This window comes from Microcoleus sp. B7-D4 (assembly GCF_036705125.1).
GTDB lineage: Bacteria > Cyanobacteriota > Cyanobacteriia > Cyanobacteriales > Microcoleaceae > Microcoleus.
Window position 1 is genome coordinate 28691 of record NZ_JAUBTT010000068.1, and the last position, 21513, is coordinate 50203.

15 protein-coding genes and 1 pseudogene are annotated in these 21513 nt (G+C 45.7%); 7 read left to right on the plus strand and 9 right to left on the minus strand.

The window, feature by feature from the left end; translation table 11 throughout:
* Nucleotides 1–1257, plus strand: a complete 1257-nt coding sequence (locus tag QUB12_RS24940) for a CCA tRNA nucleotidyltransferase (protein ID WP_333308876.1) — start codon at nt 1–3, stop codon at nt 1255–1257.
* A 285-nt stretch (nt 1258–1542) separates the two neighbouring features.
* Here the strand turns inward: QUB12_RS24940 and QUB12_RS24945 are convergent, their stop codons facing one another.
* From QUB12_RS24945 to QUB12_RS24955, 3 genes are all read right to left on the minus strand, one after another.
* Complete coding sequence (locus tag QUB12_RS24945; RefSeq protein ID WP_333102344.1) at nt 1543–1890, minus strand: DUF952 domain-containing protein; 348 nt, start codon at nt 1888–1890, stop codon at nt 1543–1545.
* Nucleotides 1891–1993: 103 nt separating this feature from the next.
* Nucleotides 1994–2431 carry a cupin domain-containing protein gene (locus QUB12_RS24950; protein WP_333308878.1) on the minus strand — a complete coding sequence of 146 codons (438 nt, stop codon included), beginning with the start codon at nt 2429–2431 and terminating at the stop codon, nt 1994–1996.
* Nucleotides 2432–2605: 174 nt separating this feature from the next.
* Nucleotides 2606–3376 (minus strand): cysteine hydrolase family protein, encoded by a 771-nt coding sequence (locus QUB12_RS24955; RefSeq protein WP_333308880.1) that lies wholly within the window; start codon nt 3374–3376, stop codon nt 2606–2608.
* 142 nt (nt 3377–3518) lie between these two features.
* On the opposite strand from QUB12_RS24955, the gene QUB12_RS24960 reads away from it, so the two are divergent.
* The 6 genes from QUB12_RS24960 (at nt 3519) to QUB12_RS24985 (ending at nt 10051) form a co-directional block, all read left to right on the plus strand.
* Complete coding sequence (locus tag QUB12_RS24960) at nt 3519–3983, plus strand: amidohydrolase family protein (RefSeq protein ID WP_333308882.1); 465 nt, start codon at nt 3519–3521, stop codon at nt 3981–3983.
* 113 nt (nt 3984–4096) lie between these two features.
* Nucleotides 4097–5236: a serpin family protein gene (locus QUB12_RS24965; RefSeq protein WP_333308884.1), complete on the plus strand. Its 1140-nt coding sequence runs from the start codon at nt 4097–4099 to the stop codon at nt 5234–5236.
* A gap of 131 nt (nt 5237–5367) precedes the next feature.
* Nucleotides 5368–6570: a glycoside hydrolase family 10 protein gene (locus QUB12_RS24970; protein ID WP_333308885.1), complete on the plus strand. Its 1203-nt coding sequence runs from the start codon at nt 5368–5370 to the stop codon at nt 6568–6570.
* Between the two features lie 155 nt (nt 6571–6725).
* Nucleotides 6726–7400, plus strand: a complete 675-nt coding sequence (locus QUB12_RS24975) for a TIGR02117 family protein (protein ID WP_333143847.1) — start codon at nt 6726–6728, stop codon at nt 7398–7400.
* A gap of 126 nt (nt 7401–7526) precedes the next feature.
* Nucleotides 7527–8300, plus strand: coding sequence for a 1-(5-phosphoribosyl)-5-[(5-phosphoribosylamino)methylideneamino]imidazole-4-carboxamide isomerase (gene hisA, locus QUB12_RS24980; RefSeq protein WP_333143846.1), 774 nt, complete (start codon nt 7527–7529; stop codon nt 8298–8300).
* 341 nt (nt 8301–8641) lie between these two features.
* Nucleotides 8642–10051 (plus strand): cation:proton antiporter, encoded by a 1410-nt coding sequence (locus QUB12_RS24985; protein WP_333308887.1) that lies wholly within the window; start codon nt 8642–8644, stop codon nt 10049–10051.
* Between the two features lie 484 nt (nt 10052–10535).
* Here QUB12_RS24985 and QUB12_RS24990 read toward each other — a convergent pair whose 3' ends face one another.
* From QUB12_RS24990 to QUB12_RS25015, 6 genes and pseudogenes are all read right to left on the minus strand, one after another.
* Nucleotides 10536–11543: an ADP-ribosylglycohydrolase family protein gene (locus tag QUB12_RS24990; RefSeq protein WP_333143844.1), complete on the minus strand. Its 1008-nt coding sequence runs from the start codon at nt 11541–11543 to the stop codon at nt 10536–10538.
* A gap of 227 nt (nt 11544–11770) precedes the next feature.
* Nucleotides 11771–14602, minus strand: a complete 2832-nt coding sequence (locus tag QUB12_RS24995; protein ID WP_333143843.1) for a PAS domain S-box protein — start codon at nt 14600–14602, stop codon at nt 11771–11773.
* A 41-nt stretch (nt 14603–14643) separates the two neighbouring features.
* Entirely contained in the window at nt 14644–15738 is a 1095-nt protein-coding gene (locus QUB12_RS25000) for a BMP family protein (RefSeq protein WP_333143842.1), read from the minus strand.
* 110 nt (nt 15739–15848) lie between these two features.
* Nucleotides 15849–18023, minus strand: coding sequence for a glutamine synthetase III (locus QUB12_RS25005; protein WP_333143841.1), 2175 nt, complete (start codon nt 18021–18023; stop codon nt 15849–15851).
* A 954-nt stretch (nt 18024–18977) separates the two neighbouring features.
* Nucleotides 18978–20228 carry an alpha/beta hydrolase gene (locus QUB12_RS25010; RefSeq protein ID WP_333143840.1) on the minus strand — a complete coding sequence of 417 codons (1251 nt, stop codon included), beginning with the start codon at nt 20226–20228 and terminating at the stop codon, nt 18978–18980.
* 1133 nt (nt 20229–21361) lie between these two features.
* Nucleotides 21362–21513 (minus strand): annotated as a pseudogene (locus tag QUB12_RS25015) (transposase); the annotation flags it as partial.

A 21513-nucleotide genomic window follows, 5' to 3' on the forward strand; every position in this document is an offset into this window, starting at 1 on the left:
ATGCCGATTAATTTGCCCTCTTCATTATCTCCTGATACTTGGCCGTTTGATTTGGAACTGCTGACACCGCCTGCTTATCTGGTAGGGGGTGCGGTGCGGGATGCGCTGCTGGGGAGGCGATCGCACTATTTTGATTTGGATTTCGTTATGCTAACACGGGCCGTGAAGACTGCTCGAAAAATTGCCGATCGCACGAATGGTGGATTTGTCTTGTTGGATGCGGAACGCCAAATTGCGCGGGTTGTATTTGCGGGCGGTACGGTGGATTTGGCGCAAGCGGAAGGGGGGAGTCTGGAGGGGGATTTGCTGCGCCGAGATTTTCGGATAAATGCGATCGCCTGCAATCCTTTTACGGGAGAAATCATCGATCCTTTGGACGGTCAAACTGACTTGCGGTTGGGTGTGCTGCGGATGATTTCGCGGTCAAATTTGGAGGACGATCCGCTAAGGTTATTAAGAGCTTACCGCCAAGCGGCGCAGTTGGGTTTTGCGATCGAACCTGAAACTCTATCTGCGATTCGGGAATTAGCGCCGCTGTTGAGTCGGGTAGCGGTGGAACGGGTGCGGACGGAATTGGGTTATTTGTTGAGTAATCCTGACGGTGTTCCTTGGATTTGTCGCGGTTGCGAAGACGGTTTGTTTTCGATTTGGTTTGAAAGTGCGATCGACCGTTTTGATATTTTGACAAAAATTGATGCGTCTGCTGCCAAGTTAGCGGCAATTAATCCAGATTTGGGGAGAGAATTTTCGCGATCGATTCGAGATACGATTAAAACGCCGTTGTTGGCGGTTGCGAAGTTGGCTATTTTGGCAGATTCCGACCCGACAATTGCTGAAACCCAGTTGCAGCGGTTGAAGTACAGCAATGCGGAGATTAAAAGTGCGATCGGGCTTTTGAAATACTTGCCCAAATTGCCAGCAAAACCTCTCGCAGAAATGTCTTTGCGAGAACAGTATTTTCTGTTTCGGGATGTGGGAATAGTATTTCCAGTTTTAGCGGTTTTGGCGGTGGCGGCGGGAGTTGCGGTTGATGAGATTTCACTGTTAATTAATCGCTATCTGGATGCTGATGATATTATTGCTCATCCTACCCAATTAGTTAGCGGCAATGATTTAATGGAATATTTGAAATTGCCCAGAAGTCCGCGCATCGGTCAATTTTTAATGGAGATTCAATTAGCGCGGGTGGAGGGTAGAATTGCGACTCGCGAAGATGCGCTGAAATTGGCGGCAGAGTTGGTTAATCAGTCAATTTAAATTGATATATTGCAGCAATTAGAACGGGCAAGATGCCCGTTCCACAAGACACTTAATTGTATTGTGGGGAGTAGGGGTTGGGCTTCTAGCCCGCCCTCAAAAATTCAACTTTCTTCTCAAAAATTCAACTTTCTTCTCAAAAATTCAACTTTTCCCTCAAAAATTCAACTTTACCCTCAAAAGTTGAACGGGCAAGATGCCCGTTCCACAACATTCAACTTTCCCGTGGGGTGTGCTTATAGCCCGCCCTGAAAAGTTAGTTGATACTGGTCAAAAATCAGAGTATTAAACAACATCTCTTAATTCTTCCGGCAATTCAAACTTGCCATCGGCACCAGCTTCAAACTCAATAACTTTCAACACAGCATCAACATTCAGCGGCCCGTAAATGTGTGGATAAAAATCTCCAGCAGCAGGTTCATACTTAACTTCTGCTTCCACTTTTTCCGAGTCAATCCACAACAACAGCAATCCTGTTTGTCCAGCAAAAAATTTGTTGGAAGTTCTAACAACTTGCGGGAGTGTCGAACAGTGGATAAATCCTTCCGAGTCTAGGGTATCGCCGCGATAGGATTGAAGGTGTTTTGCTTCTTCCCACTGTTGGCTTTTAGCAATGTGAAATATAACGCTCATAAATTATTTTACCTGCAAAAAAGAAGCTAGGCAGAGCATCTAGATATATGTTCCAAGGCTCTACCTAGGACGAGATTAAAGGATTAAAGTCCTTACTAAAAACCTAACACGATACGAGTACATCCGATCGCCCAAGAACTCTCATATCTTCCTCATCGAGATCGACTGGTGTACCGCTGCGAATTAGTTCCACAAAATCCTCATTCGGCACCATGATGCACAAAGCGTACAAACGTTCACTGCCCGTATTCTCAATTACGTGAGTGCCTGTTGGAGGCACTAACAAACTATCTCCCGGTTGAATACTAACTGTTTTGCCGTCGCAGGTTGCTTGCCCTGTTCCTTTGAGTACAAAAAACATTTCTACTGCAAATTGATGGCGGTTGGGAGGGGTTTTGCCGCCCACATCGAAAATCTCCACGCAAACTGTTAATGAAACATTAGCTATTACCGGATCGAAGACGATAGCTAATCTATTAGTATCGCCCGGACTGATCCGAAATGCTTGGTAGTCTTTCGGAGACTTTATAACAGGAATCATGCAGTGGTTTGTCATTTTTTTTGTTTAATTGTTAATTATCGTAGGGGCGGTGCCCCCGTGCCCGCCCAGCCCCGTGCCCGCCCAGCCCCGTACCCGCCTACTCAGTTTCTTAATCAAGAGGGGCAACCACGGAGGGATTGCCCCTACACTCATTCTAGGAATCATTGCTGACTACTATTTAATTGCTTCTAACATAGCCTGAGAATCCGACAAAAAGCCAAAACATTGTTTAACGTTATAAAGAGTAGCTTGCCAGCAATAATCGGGAGATGTCGTAGCTGTACAATCTTTGACTAAAATACAGTCATAACCGAGGAAATTAGCATCTTGCAGGGTAGCCATGACGCACTGATCGGCGTTTACTCCTCCAAAGAAAAGTGTAGTTCGGCCGAGGTTCCGCAAGATACTATCTAAAGGAGTATCCCAAAAGCCACTCATCCGATATTTATCAACGCAAATATCCTCCGGTTTGGGTTTTAATTCATCGACAACCTGCGCCGCCCAACTCCCTGCCATCAGTACAGGTGCGTTGTTTTTTGGCAGCGGATCTCCCAAACCTACGCCGGATCCTGTGGGATTGTAAACGTGACGGGAAGCTGCACTAATATTGAGCAAATCCGGGCGGTTTCCCCAGTTTATCCAAATAATTGGTATTGCGTGCGATCGCAATTTTGGCAGCAAATTTTTTAAAGGATTAATTGGAGTTCGGGCGGGCGTTACATCTACGCCAATATGTGCTAGCCAACCGTCGGGATGACAGAAATCGTTTTGCATATCTATCACCAACATTGCTGCTTTTGCTAAGTCCAAACGCAGAGTTTTAGTTTCTGTTTCCAGGGTAACAGGTTGAGGCGCGATCGGCGATCGGGTGATATCGGCAATTTTGGCATCAACTTTCCAAGCATTCGGCGGTACGCCCAAGGTGCGGAGAGAATCAGGATTCATAGGGATTTTGGCTCAAAAACAATTTCAATCTTATAACTATTTGATTGTTACTAACTTGTCATATCTTAAATCTTTGTTATAATTAAGTATCCGTGGCAACTTTTTGATAATTTTTAGGATTTATTAACTTTATTAAAGTTGCTTGATAGCCAATGACTCTCAAGATTTGCTGGAAGCGATTAAAATTGGTTCGATTTTGCACAATATCACGGATTTGGATTACCGCCAATGGATTACACCGCGCCAGTCTGTAGAAATGGCATCCCTGGGAGGATCACAAGGCTTGAATCTCGCCGATGAAATGGGTTCGCTGACAGTCGGGAAAAAAGCAGATTTTGTGCTGTATGATTTAACCAGTTTATCATTGCTGCCGCGCACCGATCCGATCGGCTTGCTGATTTTAGGGCGCCCGACTAATGCGGTAGACAGCGTTTGGGTAAACGGCAAACAAATTGTCGCCGAAGGTAAGGTGAAAACGATCGATGTTGATGCTTTGATGCGGGAATTATTCGATCGCAGCGAGTGGACGAGCAAGCGTCAATCGCAAACGGTGAGCGAGATTGAAGCGCACTACCGCCAAGTTATGAAACTGCAAGGTTATTCTTAAAAAATTAACCAATAGAATATGATATCATGTCCGGTTGAATCACATAATTAGCGCCGCCACTAAAAATTAACGCCATCCACCTCCCACATCCCAATCACTCAGAACTTCTAGCCATGACACCCCCTAACAACCAGATAAATGTAGACGCCAGACTTGTTGCAGCTAATACCAAATTTGGTTTTAACTTGTTCAACACCCTCACCAAACAACAGCCGAATCAAAATATCTTTATTTCCCCTACTTCTGTCGCCCTCGCACTGTCAATGGCATACAACGGAGTCAGCGGAGAAACCAAACAAGAAATGACAAAAGCTCTCGAATTAACGAAAATGAGTCCAAAAGCAATCAACGCAGCCAATCACAATTTGCAAAACAGTTTGCAAAAAAATGACCCCAAGATCCAAGTATCAATTGCCAACGCGCTTTGGGCGCAACAAGGCTTCTCATTAAAACCCGAATTTTTGCAAATAAATCAACAATACTACCAAGCCAATATTAGCGAAATAGACTTTCATAGTCAGCAAGAAGCTCTCAGCATCATTAACAACTGGGTGAGCGAAAAAACTCACGGAAAAATTGATAAAATAGTCACTAAAATCAAGCCAGATACACTCTTGTTTTTGATTAACGCCATCTATTTCAAAGGCAACTGGGAAACGCCCTTTGATAAATCTCACACTGCCAACAAAACTTTTTATTTAACAGACAGCAGTTCCAAACAGCATCCAATGATGTCCCAGATGGGCTCTTATCGGTGCTACGAAACAGAGACTTTTCAAGCAGTCAGTTTACCTTACGGCAAAAAAGGCGCTCTGAGTATGTATATTTTCTTGCCAAACTCCAATACCAATTTGGCAACGTTCTCGCAGCAATTAACACCAGAAAACTGGGATAAATGGATGCAAGAATTTAGAGTTAAAAGTGGAATGATTGAAATACCGCGCTTCAAAATGGAGTATGAAGTTAAACTGAACGACACACTTATAGCTTTGGGAATGGCAGAAATTTTCGGTGGATTGAAAACAGACTTTTCCCCGATGACTGATAGCAAAGTAGAAGTAGGATCTGTAAAACACAAGACATTTGTCGAAGTTAACGAAGAAGGTACAGAAGCAGCAGCCGTGACTGTAATTGAGTTAACGAGATCTATGCCGGGTTTTCAAATGAATGTAAACCGTCCCTTCTTTTGTGCCATTCGAGACAATACTACAGGAACAATATTATTTATGGGTATCATTGTTGACCCCCAATAATATCAAAAGTGGTAGGGGCGTCAGGAAATGTGCGATCGACTTTTAATCAAATAACCCTAGCTGGCGCACCCTAACAAGCTCATTATACGGTAAAATATCAGTCTAAAAATAATCATATTTGCGACAAATTGATGATTAAACTGCACAAATGGCAGCGGATACTGGCTTTAATAGTTGTTTTTACGATCGCCCTTACCTCCTCCGCGATTTTATCCCCGCGTCTCTTGGCTCAAACCCCGCCCAAAACCCCAACAACCGAATTGCGCGGCGTCTGGCTGACGAACATTGACAGCGACGTTATTTTCTCCCGCAACAACATCATTGACGCTGTAAATCGACTGGATCAACTCAATTTCAATACCATCTATCCCACGGTTTGGCAAGGAGGGTATACGCTTTATCCCAGCGCAGCAGCCCAACGAGTATTCGGACAGGCGATCGACCCATCGCCCGGATTGAAAGACCGAGACATCCTCAAAGAAATTATAGCACAATCCCGCCAAAAAGGTATAGCAGTAATCCCCTGGTTTGAGTTTGGTTTCATGGCTCCCGCCGAATCGGAATTAGCCACACTTCACCCCGACTGGCTGGCGCAGCGGCGCGATGGTTCAACTATTTGGAAAGAAGGCAAACACGATCGAGTTTGGCTGAATCCCTTTCATCCCCAAGTGCAGCAATTTATCTTAGATTTAATCCTAGAAGTTGTCGATAATTATGATATAGATGGCATTCAATTTGACGACCATTTTGGCTTGCCAGTAGAATTTGGTTACGAGCCATTAACAGTGTCAATGTATCAGGAACAAATCAAAAGTCCTCCCTCCGACGACCCCCGCGAAACCTTCTGGGTGCGCTGGCGCGCTGACAAAATTAACGACTTCGTGGGCAGAGTTTCCCGCGCCATCAAATCCCGCAAAGAAAAATGTATTGTCAGCTTATCTCCCAACCCTTTTCACTTTGCTTTACCCGCCCACTTGCAGGACTGGTTTACCTGGGAAAGACGCGGCTACATCGACGAAATTGTGTTGCAGGTTTATCGCAGCGATATCAAGCGTTTTAGTGCCGAACTGGAACGGGAAGAAGTTAAATTGGCTAAACTTAACATTCCAACTGCGATCGGCATTTTGACTGGTCTTAAAAATAATTCCGTGCCCCTCAAACAAATTCAAGAACAAGTGCAAGAAGTGCGAAAAAGAGATTTCGCTGGGGTGTCGTTCTTTTTCTACGAAAGTTTGTCGAATTGGGCTAGGGAAACCCCCGAACAGCGCAATTATGCCTTACAAGAATTATTCCCCACAAAGATGCAGCGCCCGCCATCCGAAGGCAGAATTTGAAACGGGAGCATCTCAATGAAAGCAGCCAAGCCCTAAATTGGAGTTAGGAGTTAGGAGTCAGGAGTCAGGAGAAAAGAGTCAGAAGGAAGAAGAAAGGAGCCAGAAGAAGTGTTTTTACAAATATGAGATGCTCCCATTTGAAACCCACGCTTAAAATGAGAAAAAGCATACAGCGCTTAGGAATTGTCATCTTATTTTTAAGCGCTTTCCTAACAATTGGCTATCTCACTCCCAGAAAGTGGGGAAATTACTCGCAAGCAGATTGCACAATCTCTCTATACATTTCCAACCAAGGCATCCACACCGAAATCATTGTTCCAGTTAAAAATGAATCTTTTGACTGGAATCAATATTTACGGCTAACAGAAATAGGGCGGGATGCCACTTCTGATTATCAATATTTGTCTTTTGGCTGGGGAGATAGAGCTTTTATGTTGGAAACTCCCACATCAGGAAGTATCAACCCAGTTACAGCTTTCAAGGCGCTATTTCTCCCTACTCCGTCTACGGTGCAAGTACAAGGTTATCGGGTTTGGCCACAAAATAAAGAAACAAAATGTGTTAAACTTAGCGGGTCTAATTATCTAAACATTGTGAATTTCATTAAAAATTCATTCCAACTAGACGCAGGAGGTAATAAACTAAAAATTAGTTATGGCTACCACAACAGTGATAGTTTTTATGAAGCAAATCGCAGTTACTCTATTTTGAGAACTTGCAACGACTGGACGGCAGAAGCTTTGCAAAAAGCTGATGTCAATACTCCTTTATGGTCAACGCTTTCTTCTGCGGTTATGTTTCATTTAAATAGCGGCTGCGAATGTATATAAGAAGGAAGAGGATCGATGTGAAGAAGGAAGAAGGAACAAAAATAAACTATTCCCAATTCCTAATGCCCTGTTTGGCCGATGCCCGATGCCCCATGCCCGATGCCCAATTCCCCATTCCCAAATATTATGAATGTAATTCCAGCGATCGACTTATTGGATGGAAAATGCGTCAGATTGTATCAGGGAGACTACGCGAAGTCTCAAACTTTTAACGACAACCCCGTCGCAGTCGCCAGACAGTGGGTAAATGAAGGCGCAACCATGCTGCATTTAGTAGACCTCGACGGCGCTAAAGCAGGTCATCCAGTCAACCAAGCAGCCATTGAAGCGATCGTCCGATCAGTAGACGTTCCCTGTCAAGTAGGTGGGGGAATGCGCGATCGCGCTTCTGTTGCTGCTATCCTCAATTTAGGCGTTCGGCGCGTCATTCTCGGCACTGTCGCAGTCGAACAACCGCAATTAGTCGGCGAATTGTGCGCCGAATTTCCCGATCGAATTCTGGTCGGCATCGACGCCAGAAATGGTAAAGTTGCTACTAGAGGCTGGCTAGAAACTTCGGAAGTTTTAGCGACAGAATTGGCGCAAAAAATGGCCGAGTTAGGGGCGGCTGAAATTATTTACACCGACATTCACCGCGACGGTACTATGGAAGGGCCGAATTTGGAATCTTTGCGCGAAATTGCTAACGCTATTTCGATTCCGGTGATTGCTTCCGGTGGCGTTAGTTCGATCGCAGATTTGTTGAGTTTGCTGGCTTTGGAACCAATTGGTGTCAAAAGTGCGATCGTCGGTAGGGCAATTTATACCGGCGATATCTTGCTAAAAGAAGCAATTCAAGCAGTCGGACAAGGGCGGTGGCAAGATGTACCGCCAGATTTGGGTTCTTCAAGTTTTGCTTGATACAGCAAATTCCACATTTATGAAGTACACCCGCCTCTGGCTCAATCCCCGTAGGGACAAAGGCTTTCGCCCAAGGAGTGTCAACTTTCCACGTCAAACCCGCAGTCCGACAGGGGTTGAAACCCCTGTCTCAAAGCACAAGTCCTCTGAAGAGGACTAAAGAAATGGGTAACAACTCATCAGTCCTCTTCAGAGGACTTTTGCTATTAGACAGGGACTTCAGTCCCTGGCGGTCTTTCGGCTTAAGTTGACACTAATGGACTCTTGGAGTGTCCCTACTACACTTCATAAATTCAATCATCAATTAACGTAGCATTGTCTTTCTTACCATCACCGTAACCATGTTTTTGAACCATACAATTACAGCTTTAAGTTCTGGGATGGCTTCTCTAGTTGCCCCCATACCTTTGTTAGCAACAGTCGAAGCAGAAAATTCGCCGATCGTCCTCAGCGGAGTTTTGCTCAGTTTGGTAGTGATTTATATCGCCAGTAAAATCGGCGCGGAAGTGGCTCTAAAGTTTGATTTTCCCCCGGTTTTGGGTGAACTTGTAGCAGGGGTGATTATTGGAATATCTGCTTTACACTTGATCGTTTTTCCCGGAAGCGAGCTGTCAGCCTCAGACTCAGGGATTATGACAGTTCTGCAATCGATTAATCATCTGTCTCCTGCCGCCTTCACCAGTGTGTTTGAATCGCAGAGTGAAGTCATTTCAGTGCTAGCTGAATTGGGCGTAATTATTCTGCTGTTTGAAATTGGCTTAGAGTCGGATCTCAAACAACTCAAGCAAGTCGGAATTCAAGCTACCGTTGTCGCCTGCGTAGGTGTGGCAGTTCCCTTTGCCGCCGGTACTGCGGGCTTGATGATAATTTTCCACACGGCGGCAATTCCAGCAATTTTTGCGGGGGCAGCTTTGACGGCAACCAGCATTGGAATTACATCTAAAGTGTTGTCTGACTTAGGACAACTGAACTCTAAAGAAGGTCAAATTATTGTCGGTGCGGCGGTGATTGATGATGTGTTGGGAATTATTGTCCTGGCTGTTGTCGCCAGTTTAGCCAAAACCGGGGAGATTGATGTTGTTAATGTCATCTATTTGATTGTCAGTGCAACTGTTTTTCTGCTAGGTTCGATTCTGTTGGGCGGTGTCTTCGACAAAACCTTCTCGGCGGTGGTGGGTCAACTCAAAACTCGCGGCAATATTATCATCCCGGCATTTATTTTTGCCTACTTCATGGCTTTTCTGGGCAATGCAATTCATCTGGAAGCGATTTTGGGTGCGTTTGCGGCTGGTTTGGTTTTGGATGAAAGCGATGCCCGCCAGGAGTTGGATGAATTGGTGAAACCCATCGCCGATTTATTTGTACCCATCTTTTTTGTAACGGTGGGAGCACGGGCGGATTTGGGGGTTTTGAACCCAACAGTGCCGGATAATCGGGCGGGACTTTTGATTGCCGTATTTTTGATTGTGGTTGCTATTTTGGGCAAGATCGTAACAGGTTGGGTGGTGTTTGGTCAGCCTGGAATCAATCGATTGGCGATCGGAGTGGGGATGATTCCTCGGGGCGAAGTCGGGTTAGTGTTTGCCGGCATCGGTTCCGCGAGTGGGGTTTTGGATAAACCGTTAGAAGTCTCGATTATTATCATGGTGATTCTGACGACATTTTTAGCGCCGCCTTTTCTGCGGATTGCCTTTGGTGATACGGTAGAGCCTCCTGCTAGTGGGGAACTTTCTAGCGAGAAAATCGTTTGATATCAAATCCGCCCTTCATCGGAATTATTCATCTCTCTGTTCTCGAACTCTGCGTTCTCTGCGTACTCTGCGGTTTAATCATTCCCATCCAACCGGAAACGATATGATAGAGGGAATTTGAGTCTGGGCGATCGACTGATTTAGAAACACAAAGGTCGATCGTCCAAATTGTCTTACCCGTAATATCATGTCCCCTCGATTCCCCCAAATCACGTAGGGGCGGGTTCACCAACCATATTTGCCAATAATTGACAATCTCAAAAACCCGCCCCGACCGGGATATTATGGTCAATCGATCGTCCAAATTGTCTTACCCGTAATATCCTGTCCCCTCGATTACCCGAAATCACGTAGGGGCGGGTTCACCAACCATATTTGCCAATAATTGACAATCTCAAAAACCCGCCCCGGCCGGGATATTATGGTCAATCGATCGCCCAAATTTATCTAGCCGTAATCATAAGTCCTAAGTTGTGAGAAGCGGCTACAGCTTGACTTTCAACTGATAACAATTGTCAGCGAGTTTAATCAGTTCGCCCAGGCCCCAAGTACCTTGATCGTTCAAAAGTTCCGCTAGTTGATTCGGGATGGCTTCTACGCCCAGAAATGCCCCGCTGATGGCACAAGCCATTGCTGCGGTGGTATCCACATCGCCACCGACGGCGATGCTAGTGCAGAGAGTTTCCCAGTAATCTTGAGGCGTTCTCAAAAACGCATATAAACTCCACAAGACGCTACCAACTACAAAAGGGGAAATTCCTTGCCAAGAGTGCTCGTAGTTTAACGGGAGTCCAGCTCTAGAAATCAACTCTACGGCTTCTTCTGGGGGCAATTTCACCCAATCAATCAAATCTTTGAGCAAAGCAGCAAAGGAAGGATCGACTTCTCCTACCCATTCGCTCAGTTGACCGAGAAATGGCTCAGTTTCTATCATCATGTCAGATTGAAGGGCGATCGCCACAGCCCCGGCGATCGCCACAGCCCCAGCAGAACACCGCGAATCTTGATGGGTGATGCGCCCTTGATCGCAAGCAGCTTGTACAAGCTGGGACGGGTCATCGTAGAATATTAAGCCGATCGATCCAGCCCTCATCGCACTGCCATTACCAGCATTGGGAGCACGAGTACCAGCTTCTTGCCAAGCAACGCCCCGAATCAGGCGGTTTGCAGCTTCTTCTGTCGATCGACCGCGCCCGACAATGCGCTCTTGAGCGAAAATGTCAGCAATACGGGTGGCGTAGTCGCTGGGGTCGAATTCCCCGCAAGCGACATAGCTTTGGAGGAGTTCGCGGGCGAGTTGGGAGTCGTCGGTGTATTGACCAAAAGGCAAGCCGAACCGATCGCGATCTTTGATTTTTTTGAGTCTAACTTCGTAGTTGACAAAGTTTTGGCAAACTTCGGGAGGATAGCCTTCTACTCTACAGCCTATAGCGTCGCCCAGACACTGACCGATCAGACAACCTCTAAATTGTTCGAGACGCGGTACTGTCATTTATGTAGTTTTGAGTAGGTCGATCTAATCTTATGTTAAATCCCCGAATTCTTAAAGCCTGCTGTGGAGAGTCAGAGCGCCCGCTACTAGCACTAACTACTTGTCTATCCCCTTTTTTTCTTGAATTTGAGCTGACGACTTTTATTTTATTTAAACAAATAATTTAGATACGATATAACAGTTTCCAACCTACTTAATAAATGCTATATAGAGGAATGTGCAAGCAGTTATTTACCAACAATTGCTACAGCACCGCTTTGCAAAACAGGAATTTCAATTCGGAACTCTGCTCCTTGATGGGGTTGAGAGAAGCACTGGATGAAGCCACCGTGCTTATCAACTACAATTTGATAGCTGATGGATAGCCCTAATCCAGTTCCTTTACCCGTTGGTTTTGTGGTGAAGAAGGGATTGAATACCTGTTGTCTAACAGTTTCCGGCATCCCAGGCCCATTGTCTTGAACTTGAATTACTACATTTTTTGAATAACCAGAATGAGTTTCGTTTGTGACTAGCTTAGTCCGAATAGTGATGCGACTGGGATTTGTTTGGATGTCTTTTCGAGAACGCTGATTGTCGTAGTTTTCTAAAGCATCGATCGCATTTGCCAGAATATTCATAAAGACTTGGTTCAACTGTCCGGCATAGCACTCTACTCGCGGTAAGTCACCGTACTCTTTGACAATTTCAATAGCAGGATGAGCCGGGTTTGCCTTCAGCCGATTTTGCAAAATCATCAATGTGCTGTCAATTCCCTCGTGGATATCAACTGGCTTCATTTCTGCCTCATCCAGCCGCGAGAAGTTTCGTAGCGACAGGACAATTTGACGAATGCGATCGGCTCCTACCTTCATTGAAGTCAGCATTTTGGGCAAATCTTCACTAATGTAGTCCAGCTCGAACTCTTCAATTTTTTCCTGAATTTGGGCATTAGTTGGATAGGTTTGCTGGTAAAGCTGAATCAACTTTAGTAAATTTTGCGTGTAGTCGGCAGTATGGCTCAGGTTGCCATAGATAAAGTTGACTGGATTATTAATTTCGTGAGCAACACCAGCAACCAGTTGCCCCAAACCTGACATTTTCTCTGCCTGAATAAGCTGTGCCTGAGTTTGCTGTAAGGTTTTGAGTGCAACCTCAGCTTCCTCTTTTGCTTGCCTTAACGCAGCTTCGGCTTGCTTGCGCTCAGTAATATCGAGTGTGAAGGAGCCAACTCCAACAATCTTTCCAGCCTCCCCTACTAAAGGCGTATTGAACCATTCGCAAATAATGGTTTTGCCGTCTTTCGTAATATTTTCGTTGACGTTGTAGCGTCCTCTGGGCTCACTCAACAGCTCGTTCAGAACTCGATCGACTACCTTTCTGGCAGACGCAGGCACAATTAATTCTGCGGCATGGTGTCCGATCGCCTCTTTCGCCGTGTAACCAAAAATCTTCTCTGCCGCTGGATTCCAGGCCGTGACTTTAAAGTTTAAATCCCATTCCAAAACGGCCAGTGAAGTTTGGCGGAATAGAAAAGATAGCCGCTGCTGCGAGGCTTTGAGTTCTTCTTCTACCTGTTTCCGTTGAGTAATGTCAATCCCTGTTTTGATGATGTACTCAATTTCTCCCCGATCGTCCAGTAAAGCAGTATCTGACCAGGCAATCAGTCTGAGTTGTCGATCTTTGGTCATCCAACTGCCTTCATACTGCTGGGGAAAATTACCAGATTGTAAAGACTCAAAAGTAGTTTTGGCTTGTCTAGCTAAGTCTGAGTTGGGGAACAAGTCCCAAATGTAGCGCCCTTTCACTTCACTAAACGAGTAATGAGTCATTTGTTCGCAAGCTCGGTTAAAGCGAACGATTTGTCCCTGCGGGTCGAGCACAACTACCAGGGCACCTGCAATTTCAAGAATAGCTGAAACAAAATTGCGTTCCACTTCAACAGCTTTAATCAGTTCCTCTAACTGGGTTGCCATATTGTTAAAGGCGATCGCCAATGTCCCCAGTTCGTTTTGGCTGTCGATGTTGAGCCGTGTCTCTAATTGCCCCGCACTGAGTTCAGTAGCTGCCGTGGTTAAGCGCTGGAGGGGCACCACAATTTGCCGAATAAATACAAAGCCAATGCCAACAGCGACGATCGTCACCAGCGCCAATGAGCCTCCCATAACTGAGAGCATTTGGTAAACGGGAGCATACGCCTCAGCCGTTGGCAGTTCTACAACCACATTCCAATTCACGCTCCGAACTAAGGCACTGGCTCCCAATACTTCTACCTGCTTTAGACCCTGATAAACGTTAAGGCGCTTAGTATCTTGGGATGCTTTCAAGAATTGAAAAAAGGGACGCTTAGAAATATCTTCAAGTTGAAATGTTTCTGGCTTACTACCCTTTTGAGCAATGAGAAAATTACGCTCATCAACTACATAGACATAACCCGTCTTGCCCACCTCCGTTTGGGAAACAATAAACCAGAGAAAGTTGAGATTTATCTCTGCTAATAGCACCCCATCCACCTCATCTCGCTCATTCCGAATCGGAACCGCCAGAATGGTCTTTGGTTCGTGGGTTTGAGGATTAATTTCTACAGGACTGACATAATCTTCCTGTTGTTTAAAGGCACGAATAAACAGTGGCGAATTGGCGGGATTTTCTAAATTGAGCGGTTCGTAGGGCGAAACTGACGCGACAACTTGTCCCTTCCGGTTCAAAATGGCAACGGCTTCATAAGCATCATTATGACGAGTCAACCCTTCCAACAGGCTCTGCTGCGCTTGAGGTTGAAAGTTGGTGAGTCCTTTGACCCTAGCTAAATAGCTCAGTTTTCGTTTCAAGTCATCTAGATAATTATCAATCTGCCCTGCTGCTGTCTGACTACGCGCTTGTTGGAGCGATCGCGATTGCTGGATCTGCGCCTGAAAGCTGAGGTAGATCAACAACCCACCAGTGGGCAGTAAGCTCAGGAGAACCAAAAATATCAAACCATACCGGAGCTGATGTGCAATAGATAAGAAGCGTGGCCAGGGATGAGAAGGAGAGCTTTTGGCGATCGGCAGAGCGCGATCGTTGCGTTGATTTTGCATCGGACTTAGGATCAATTTTGGTAAATCAATTAATCGGCGCACTAAGGAGAAACATCGATTTTGCCAGTCGTCACAGCTTCTCGGATGGTCTTGAAAGTGTCCTCTTCCTGAGACGTGAGACTACCACGGAAAGGGGCAAAGTCGTAGATATTTTCCTTGAGCCCAAACTTGTAAAGTTTTCCTTCCCAGCGACCTTGCTGGGTTAACACGGCCGCATTTAGCACCAGATTGGGAATGTCCTGCAGAACGCTAGTTAGGACTTTGCCGGGAGCCAGTTCGTACTGATCCTTTGCCCAACCAATCACAAAGACTCCTGGCTTTTGCGTAACGGCTTTTAGGGCGGCTAATCCTGCCTCATCCGCGTTGAAGGTCAAAACATCTACTCCAGAGGCAACCATATCCGTTGCGACTTTGGTGGCTTTGTCCGTATCACTCCAAGTGTTGAGAAAAGCAGTCGAAGCTTGAACAGAGGGATTCGTTGCCTTCACTCCCCGCCTAAACAAGGCTTCTTCTTCTTTATAAACCGGATAAGGTGCACCCACAATATAGCCAACTTTATTGCTTTTGGTCTTCATGGCAGCCAAAGCGCCTGTGAGGTACCCCACCTCACCCGAGCGAAAGGCAACAGCCCCCAAATTTCTGTTATTCCCTGGATGCGTTGTAACCAGGGCAAATTTCGTTCGTGGAAATTCTTGAGCGACCTTTTCGGCAGCTTTGGCATAGCCACCATTGGCTACAATTACCAGGTCATAGCCTGACTGGGCATATTTGCTAATGGCAGCTTCACTATCTTCACCGTCAAGACCAGTAAAGTCTACCTGAGCATTAAATTTATTTTTGATTAGATTCAATCCTTCAAAAGAAGCTTGAGCCCAACTGTTGTTGTCTTTGGAGCCTCTGGTGACCATTGCCACTCTAAAGCTGCTAGAGGTAGTTGCTTCAGGGGAAGAGTTTACGTTCGGAGTCGATCGACTGCAACTGATCGCCAAAAATAGAGCTAGAGCCGCCAGAGTCATTTGTTTGAAAAGAGATTGAATTCGCATAATAGCTTTTCGCAGGAATATTACTTTTTCTAGGTCGATAAATTTGTTGAATGGTACCTCAACAATCTTCACAACTCTTACTGTAGCTGGCATTTAATGACTCTGGCCGATTCAGCGTACCACTCATTTAACCTCAAAAACAAGTAAGGACACGGCACTGCCGTGTCCTTACAAATCTAACCTGCAATTAACCGAATTCGCGATTACTTAACAAACAGCATTTCTTGATAAGTAGGCAGAGGCCACAAATCATCAGCCACTTCACCTTCCAGAGCATCCGCATACTGGCGAACCTCATCCATCAAAGGACGAATTGTTTGCGAAGCATACTGCATATGGTCTTCGGTCGAAGCAAAATCGTGCTTGCTCAAAGCATCACTCAACTTGCTCGCAGTATCCATCATTGACTTAACCAGCACCGCTACTTTTTCGGCACTTTCCTTTTCCAGCTCAATCCCAATCTCTTTCAATTTAGAAATCGTGCCGGAAAGTTCAGCTAAATACCTCACCGCTGCGGGGTAAATAATGGTTTTTGCCATGCTTGATACCAGTTTTGCTTCGACTTCAATTGCCAGCAAATACTGCTCTGCATAAACATCGTAACGGCTTTCCAATTCAACGGGAGTCAGAACACCTGTCTTTTCAAACAAGTCTTCAATGTATCCTTCCTTCAATACGGGCAAAGCATCTGCCGTAGTCCGCAAGTTAGCTAAACCCCGTTCCTCAACGGCCATTTTGTGCCATTCTTCCGAATAGCCGTTGCCGCCAAATATAACCGCGCCGTGCTCATCCATCACTTCTTTCAAAACAGTTTGGATGGCAGCATTCAGTTCAGTTCCGTTAGCCAAATCGCTTTCTAATTTGTTAGCAATCCAGTCCAAAGAATCTGCAAGAATTGTATTCATCGCCACCAGCGGCCCGGAAACAGACTGACCGGAACCTACTGCACGGAATTCAAATCGGTTTCCAGTAAAGGCAAAGGGCGAAGTCCGGTTTCTGTCCCCAGCATCCTTCATGAAAGTAGGCAGTGTTTCTACACCTAAGTTCATAATTCCCCGACATTGAGAGTCCTTAATTTCTCCCCGGCTAATTTGCCCGAAGATATCTTCTAATTGCGAACCCAAATAGACAGAGATAATTGCTGGCGGAGCCTCATTTGCACCCAATCGGTGGTCGTTGCTGGCAGTCGCAACTACCGCGCGCAATAGCGGGCCGTATTTGTGAACTCCGCGAATCACAGCGCCGCAGAATACTAGAAATTGTATGTTCGAGTGCGGTGTATCGCCTGGGTCTAATAAGTTTCCTTGGGTGGCATTGCCGACCGACCAGTTGACGTGTTTGCCAGAACCGTTAATGCCGGCGAAAGGCTTCTCGTGCAGCAAACACATAAAACCGTGTTTCTTCGCAGTGTTGCGGAGAATTGTCATGGTTAATTGTTGATGGTCGCTGGCGACGTTTGCAGCTTCAAAAACTGGTGCAATTTCAAACTGACCGGGAGCTACTTCGTTGTGGCGGGTTTTGGCAGGAATTCCCAGCCGGTACATTCTTTCTTCTACTTCTTGCATGAAGACTTGAACGCGCTCTGGAATCGCTCCAAAATAGTGGTCGTCAAATTGCTGACCTTTCGCAGGAGGTTTGCCAAAAAGGGTGCGACCTGCTAGCAGTAAATCGGGGCGACTGGTGGTGAAATTGGCATCTACCAGGAAGTATTCTTGTTCGGGCCCGCAACTGGAATTGACGGGAGCAACTTCGGTATTTCCTAATAGCTTTAACACTCGGATTGCTGCTTTGTTCATTGCGGCAATGGAACGCAAAAGCGGCGTTTTCTTGTCTAAGGCTTCACCTGTCCAGGAGATGAAAACAGTGGGAATGCACAATGTCATGCCGTTGTCTGTTTCCATGACATAAGCAGGGCTGGTGACATCCCAGGCTGTATATCCGCGAGCGGCGGCAGTGGAGCGAATGCCGCCGTTGGGGAATGAGGAGCCATCGGGTTCGCCTTGTACTAGAACTTTACCTGCAAATTCTGAGATGACGGAGCCATCGCCTTGCACTGAGATGAAAGCATCGTGCTTTTCGGCGGTGCTGTTGGTTAGCGGGTAAAATACGTGGGCGTAGTAGAGGGCTCCTTTGGAAATAGCCCAATCTTTCATTGCTGCTGCAACTACATCAGCTACGGAATCATCGAGTTTTTGGCCTGTTTGAACGGTGTTTTTTACTGATTTGAAAATACTTTTGGGCAGACTTTCTTGCATTTTGCTCAGACTAAAAACGTCTGTTGCCCACAAATCTTCTAGCCGCTTGGGAGGCTGGGCAGGCATCTGTTTGCGGTTGACGATTTGAGAAATTGCTTGAACGCGCGATTGGTTTCCACTCATGGTTATTTTTATTGGGATTGCAGGACGAGTTGTTGATAAAAAATAGATGTTAGCAAAAGTCTAACGATTGACGAATATGTTGGATTTACCCAAGATTTTGCACCATTCTCAAGAACGGGCTCTTCGGCCCGTTCCACAAGAGATCAATTTTCTCGCTTCACAGCCCGTCCAGCCTGTTCATAAAAGGCTAATTGAGAATGGTGCAACATATGAGATTTACCCAACATTTTTTGTCAAAGCTAACTTTTGCGAGAATGCCTTTTTTGGCAGGCTCTACAAGATTGGATGAGCGAGGCGCAATCACTTCGCCGTCCACCGGGCGTGACAATCCTGTGTGAGATGCGGTTGGATTTCGGTTATTAGCAAGAAGATAGATGGCAAGAGCCTGTACAAACTTGAGTCAACATTATAGATGTCTGCACTGCACAAATTTAGTAACTAATATTCACCCTGGTCAGCTCAAAAATTTTGTGCGAATCAATTCCGATGAATTCAGGTCAAAACTACTTATGGTTTTTAACGGTTCGACGATCGATAAATCGCAGTCCAGCAAACAACGCACTCGTTTAGGGGTTTTGGAGAATTATGGAGAGTACACAATCTACACTTGGAGAGTTTAAACAATCATTAACAAAATAAATGTATCGCAGGCTACAGAATTTTATGTTTTTTTTAGAAAGGTCGATCGCACCGATCGCACACAACCCCAGGGTTTCAGTGTAACAGGGCATGGGGCATGGGGCATGGGGCATGGGGCATAGGGCATGGGGCATGGGGCATGGGGCATGGGGCATACCTCACCACGCGATCGAACCGCTATATAATAAATAAAGTCTGGCAACTCTTCTAAAAGTTGGTGCGACAATTTGCCGTAGAAATCTTTACGAGATTTGGGAACTTATTAAACTGTTATAGCCGCAGTTTATTGAGCATAAATGAATAAGTTGATAATTTTTAGTTAACTCGTTGGTAATCGGAAGACTTCAGAGTATGAGCCAAAAAGCGTTCTGTGTAGTACAAAGCTAATTGATTGCTCGGCCCATTAAAAACTGCATCAAAGGCGTGTTCAGCCCAAGGAATTTCGAGCAAAATAGCCCGCTCGCCCGTGGCTCGCAATCGTTGGTAGAGCGATCGACCAAACTTGGGCTGAACGATATGGTCGCGACCTGCATAAACCAGTAGAGAAGGGGGAAGATTGGGTTTAATATAATTTATGGGAGAAGCCCGACGGTAAAGCTCATTGAGTTCATCTGGCGTTCCTCCCAAAAAGGCACGTAAGACGGCTCGAACATTTATGGCATCAGGAAAAGGTGGGTCATTGTATCCCCGGATCAGGTCATTTGGCCCGTAATAGTTCACTACTGCTCGAACTGGAAGCACACTAGAATCATAAGCAGTTAGCATTGCTAAATGGGCACCTGCAGACCTTCCCATCAGAGCAATTCGATCGAGATCGATTTCCCAATCAGCAGCATGAGTTTTGATATAGGAAAGAGCGGCTTGTACGTCCTCAAGCTGAGCAGGAAATCGATACTTGGGAGCGTGGCGGTAAGCGATTGCAACCACACAATAGCCTTGGGCGGCCATGTAGCGGCTGAATTCCTCATTGGAATCGGGATTGCCTCTCTGCCAAGCTCCTCCGTAGAGCGTGATAATCGCCGGATATTTGCCAATTTGCATCGGCCGATAAAGGTTTAGTTGCAGTGAAACTCCGTCAGGGTTGGCAAATCCAATAGCCCGATCGATCCTAACCTCTCTGATGGGAATTCCTCGGAACGCATCTGCGAGGATAAACGCTTGAGGGCGTAGCTGCGCGCGATCGGCTTGAGGAATCGCTGCTAAATAGTTTTCCCCTAAAACAGCTTGCATTTGGGTAGCTATGGCTGCATTGGCTGCTGGGAACTGAATCAGGGGAAGCAGGCCCAGGATGAGGGCGAACAGGTTACAAATCAGTAAAATAATGTAGACTTTACCTTGATGCCGTCTGAGCAGGTTCAGCAGAAGGGCGATCGTATTGATAGCAACCAACCAAGGACTGATTTCTGGTGCTCCCACCGCCAAAGGGTACAGGAACATCGTGGGTGCTGGTACGATCACCCAGAGACTGAGAAATAGGGCGATCGTACTTAGGAACCAAGAAATAAATGGCGAGACTAAGAATGCTGCCAATAAGGGTAACTTTTTGCGGTTCTTCTTGTGGATCATCGGATTTTTGCAGCCTAATTTTTAATCAGTTTATACCAATTTTTTATGAGGCCTCGTAGAATCCGATCCCCCCTAGCCAAGAGGGCGGGCACTCTTGGCACCGCCCCTACTAAGGGGGGGACAAGATTCCGATCAAAGTCAACCCCTACTCCCCAACAATCAGGGGGATTTAGGGGGATCGAGATATGTGCAACTTCACATTAAATTGGTATTAAACTAATATCATCGCCCTAAAATATGCTACAATGACACTGAGACTTTAACAAAAATTGCCTCAAAGTAGATTCCCAAAAAGCATTGATTTAACACCTAAGTCGTTAAAAATAATTTAATCGCCTTGCGCCACCAACAGGATAAATCTTTGGGGAACGAGTTCTTACATCACTATTGCATAAATTTGGATAATTGGAAGTACATTTTAGATTCAAGCATTAGCTCTAGCAATCCTAAATCATTTGTGAATTTCTTACTCCCTCCCCAAGGCATCGGGGAGGGTTGGGGTGGGGTAAAAATTTACGACTCCTGCAAGGATTTCTATATGACTGATGACTATCGGGTTTGGACATTTTCTATAATTGCATTTTTTTGAAACTGGTAAGCTAAGGCGCATCTAAATTTTATACTCACGTTTGATGAAATTATTGTGCGTATCTTGCCCGCCCCAAAATACAAGTTAGATGCCCGACAGCTTATCAACTGCGCTAATTCGGTTGAATTAGGTGGAGCCACTTATAATCCAATACGGTTCAGTTAACACTGTTAATTCCCCGGAGATCCCCCTAAATCCCCCTGATTGTTGGGGAGTAGGGGTTGACTTTGAGCAACTTCTTGTCCCCCCCTTGTAGGGGCGGTGCGACCCCTACTCCCCGTGCCCGCCCTTGGCTTGGCTAGGGGGGATCGATCTTAACTGAACCGTATTGACTTATAATCGGCGTCAAGAGCCTTTTTATCGGTTAAAATGTATAGTACAAAAAGCCCATCTCACACCGCTATACAGCGGATTCCAGGTTTATGAAGTACAGTAGCAGCAGCTTGTAAACCAGTTTTTAAAGTGCTGTGGATTAACCCGCGTCAAGCGCCGTAGCTAGTAAAACATCAACCATCTTGGTAGTAGTGGGCGAAAACTTAAACTTACGTAAAAAAGTTTTGAGTTGTGACCACCATAATTCGATTGGATTAAAGTCAGGAGAATAGGGTGATAAATTCATAACACTTGCACCAGCGGCTTGAATCAGTGGTTCAATCACCGCCAATTTATGGGCTGGTAGATTATCCATAACAACGA

Excerpts from the sequence above, each read along its gene's own strand:
- QUB12_RS24965 (WP_333308884.1), top strand. The coding sequence starts at position 4,097 with ATGACACCCCCTAACAACCAGATAAATGTAGACGCCAGACTTGTTGCA.
- QUB12_RS24970 (WP_333308885.1), top strand. The coding sequence starts at position 5,368 with ATGATTAAACTGCACAAATGGCAGCGGATACTGGCTTTAATAGTTGTT.
- QUB12_RS25010 (WP_333143840.1), bottom strand. The coding sequence starts at position 20,228 with ATGATCCACAAGAAGAACCGCAAAAAGTTACCCTTATTGGCAGCATTC.
- hisA (WP_333143846.1), top strand. The coding sequence starts at position 7,527 with ATGAATGTAATTCCAGCGATCGACTTATTGGATGGAAAATGCGTCAGA.
- QUB12_RS25005 (WP_333143841.1), bottom strand. The coding sequence starts at position 18,023 with ATGAGTGGAAACCAATCGCGCGTTCAAGCAATTTCTCAAATCGTCAAC.
- QUB12_RS24955 (WP_333308880.1), bottom strand. The coding sequence starts at position 3,376 with ATGAATCCTGATTCTCTCCGCACCTTGGGCGTACCGCCGAATGCTTGG.
- QUB12_RS25000 (WP_333143842.1), bottom strand. The coding sequence starts at position 15,738 with ATGCCAGCTACAGTAAGAGTTGTGAAGATTGTTGAGGTACCATTCAAC.
- QUB12_RS24940 (WP_333308876.1), top strand. The coding sequence starts at position 1 with ATGCCGATTAATTTGCCCTCTTCATTATCTCCTGATACTTGGCCGTTT.
- QUB12_RS24975 (WP_333143847.1), top strand. The coding sequence starts at position 6,726 with ATGAGAAAAAGCATACAGCGCTTAGGAATTGTCATCTTATTTTTAAGC.
- QUB12_RS24945 (WP_333102344.1), bottom strand. The coding sequence starts at position 1,890 with ATGAGCGTTATATTTCACATTGCTAAAAGCCAACAGTGGGAAGAAGCA.
- QUB12_RS24990 (WP_333143844.1), bottom strand. The coding sequence starts at position 11,543 with ATGACAGTACCGCGTCTCGAACAATTTAGAGGTTGTCTGATCGGTCAG.
- QUB12_RS24995 (WP_333143843.1), bottom strand. The coding sequence starts at position 14,602 with ATGCAAAATCAACGCAACGATCGCGCTCTGCCGATCGCCAAAAGCTCT.
- QUB12_RS24950 (WP_333308878.1), bottom strand. The coding sequence starts at position 2,431 with ATGATTCCTGTTATAAAGTCTCCGAAAGACTACCAAGCATTTCGGATC.
- QUB12_RS24985 (WP_333308887.1), top strand. The coding sequence starts at position 8,642 with ATGTTTTTGAACCATACAATTACAGCTTTAAGTTCTGGGATGGCTTCT.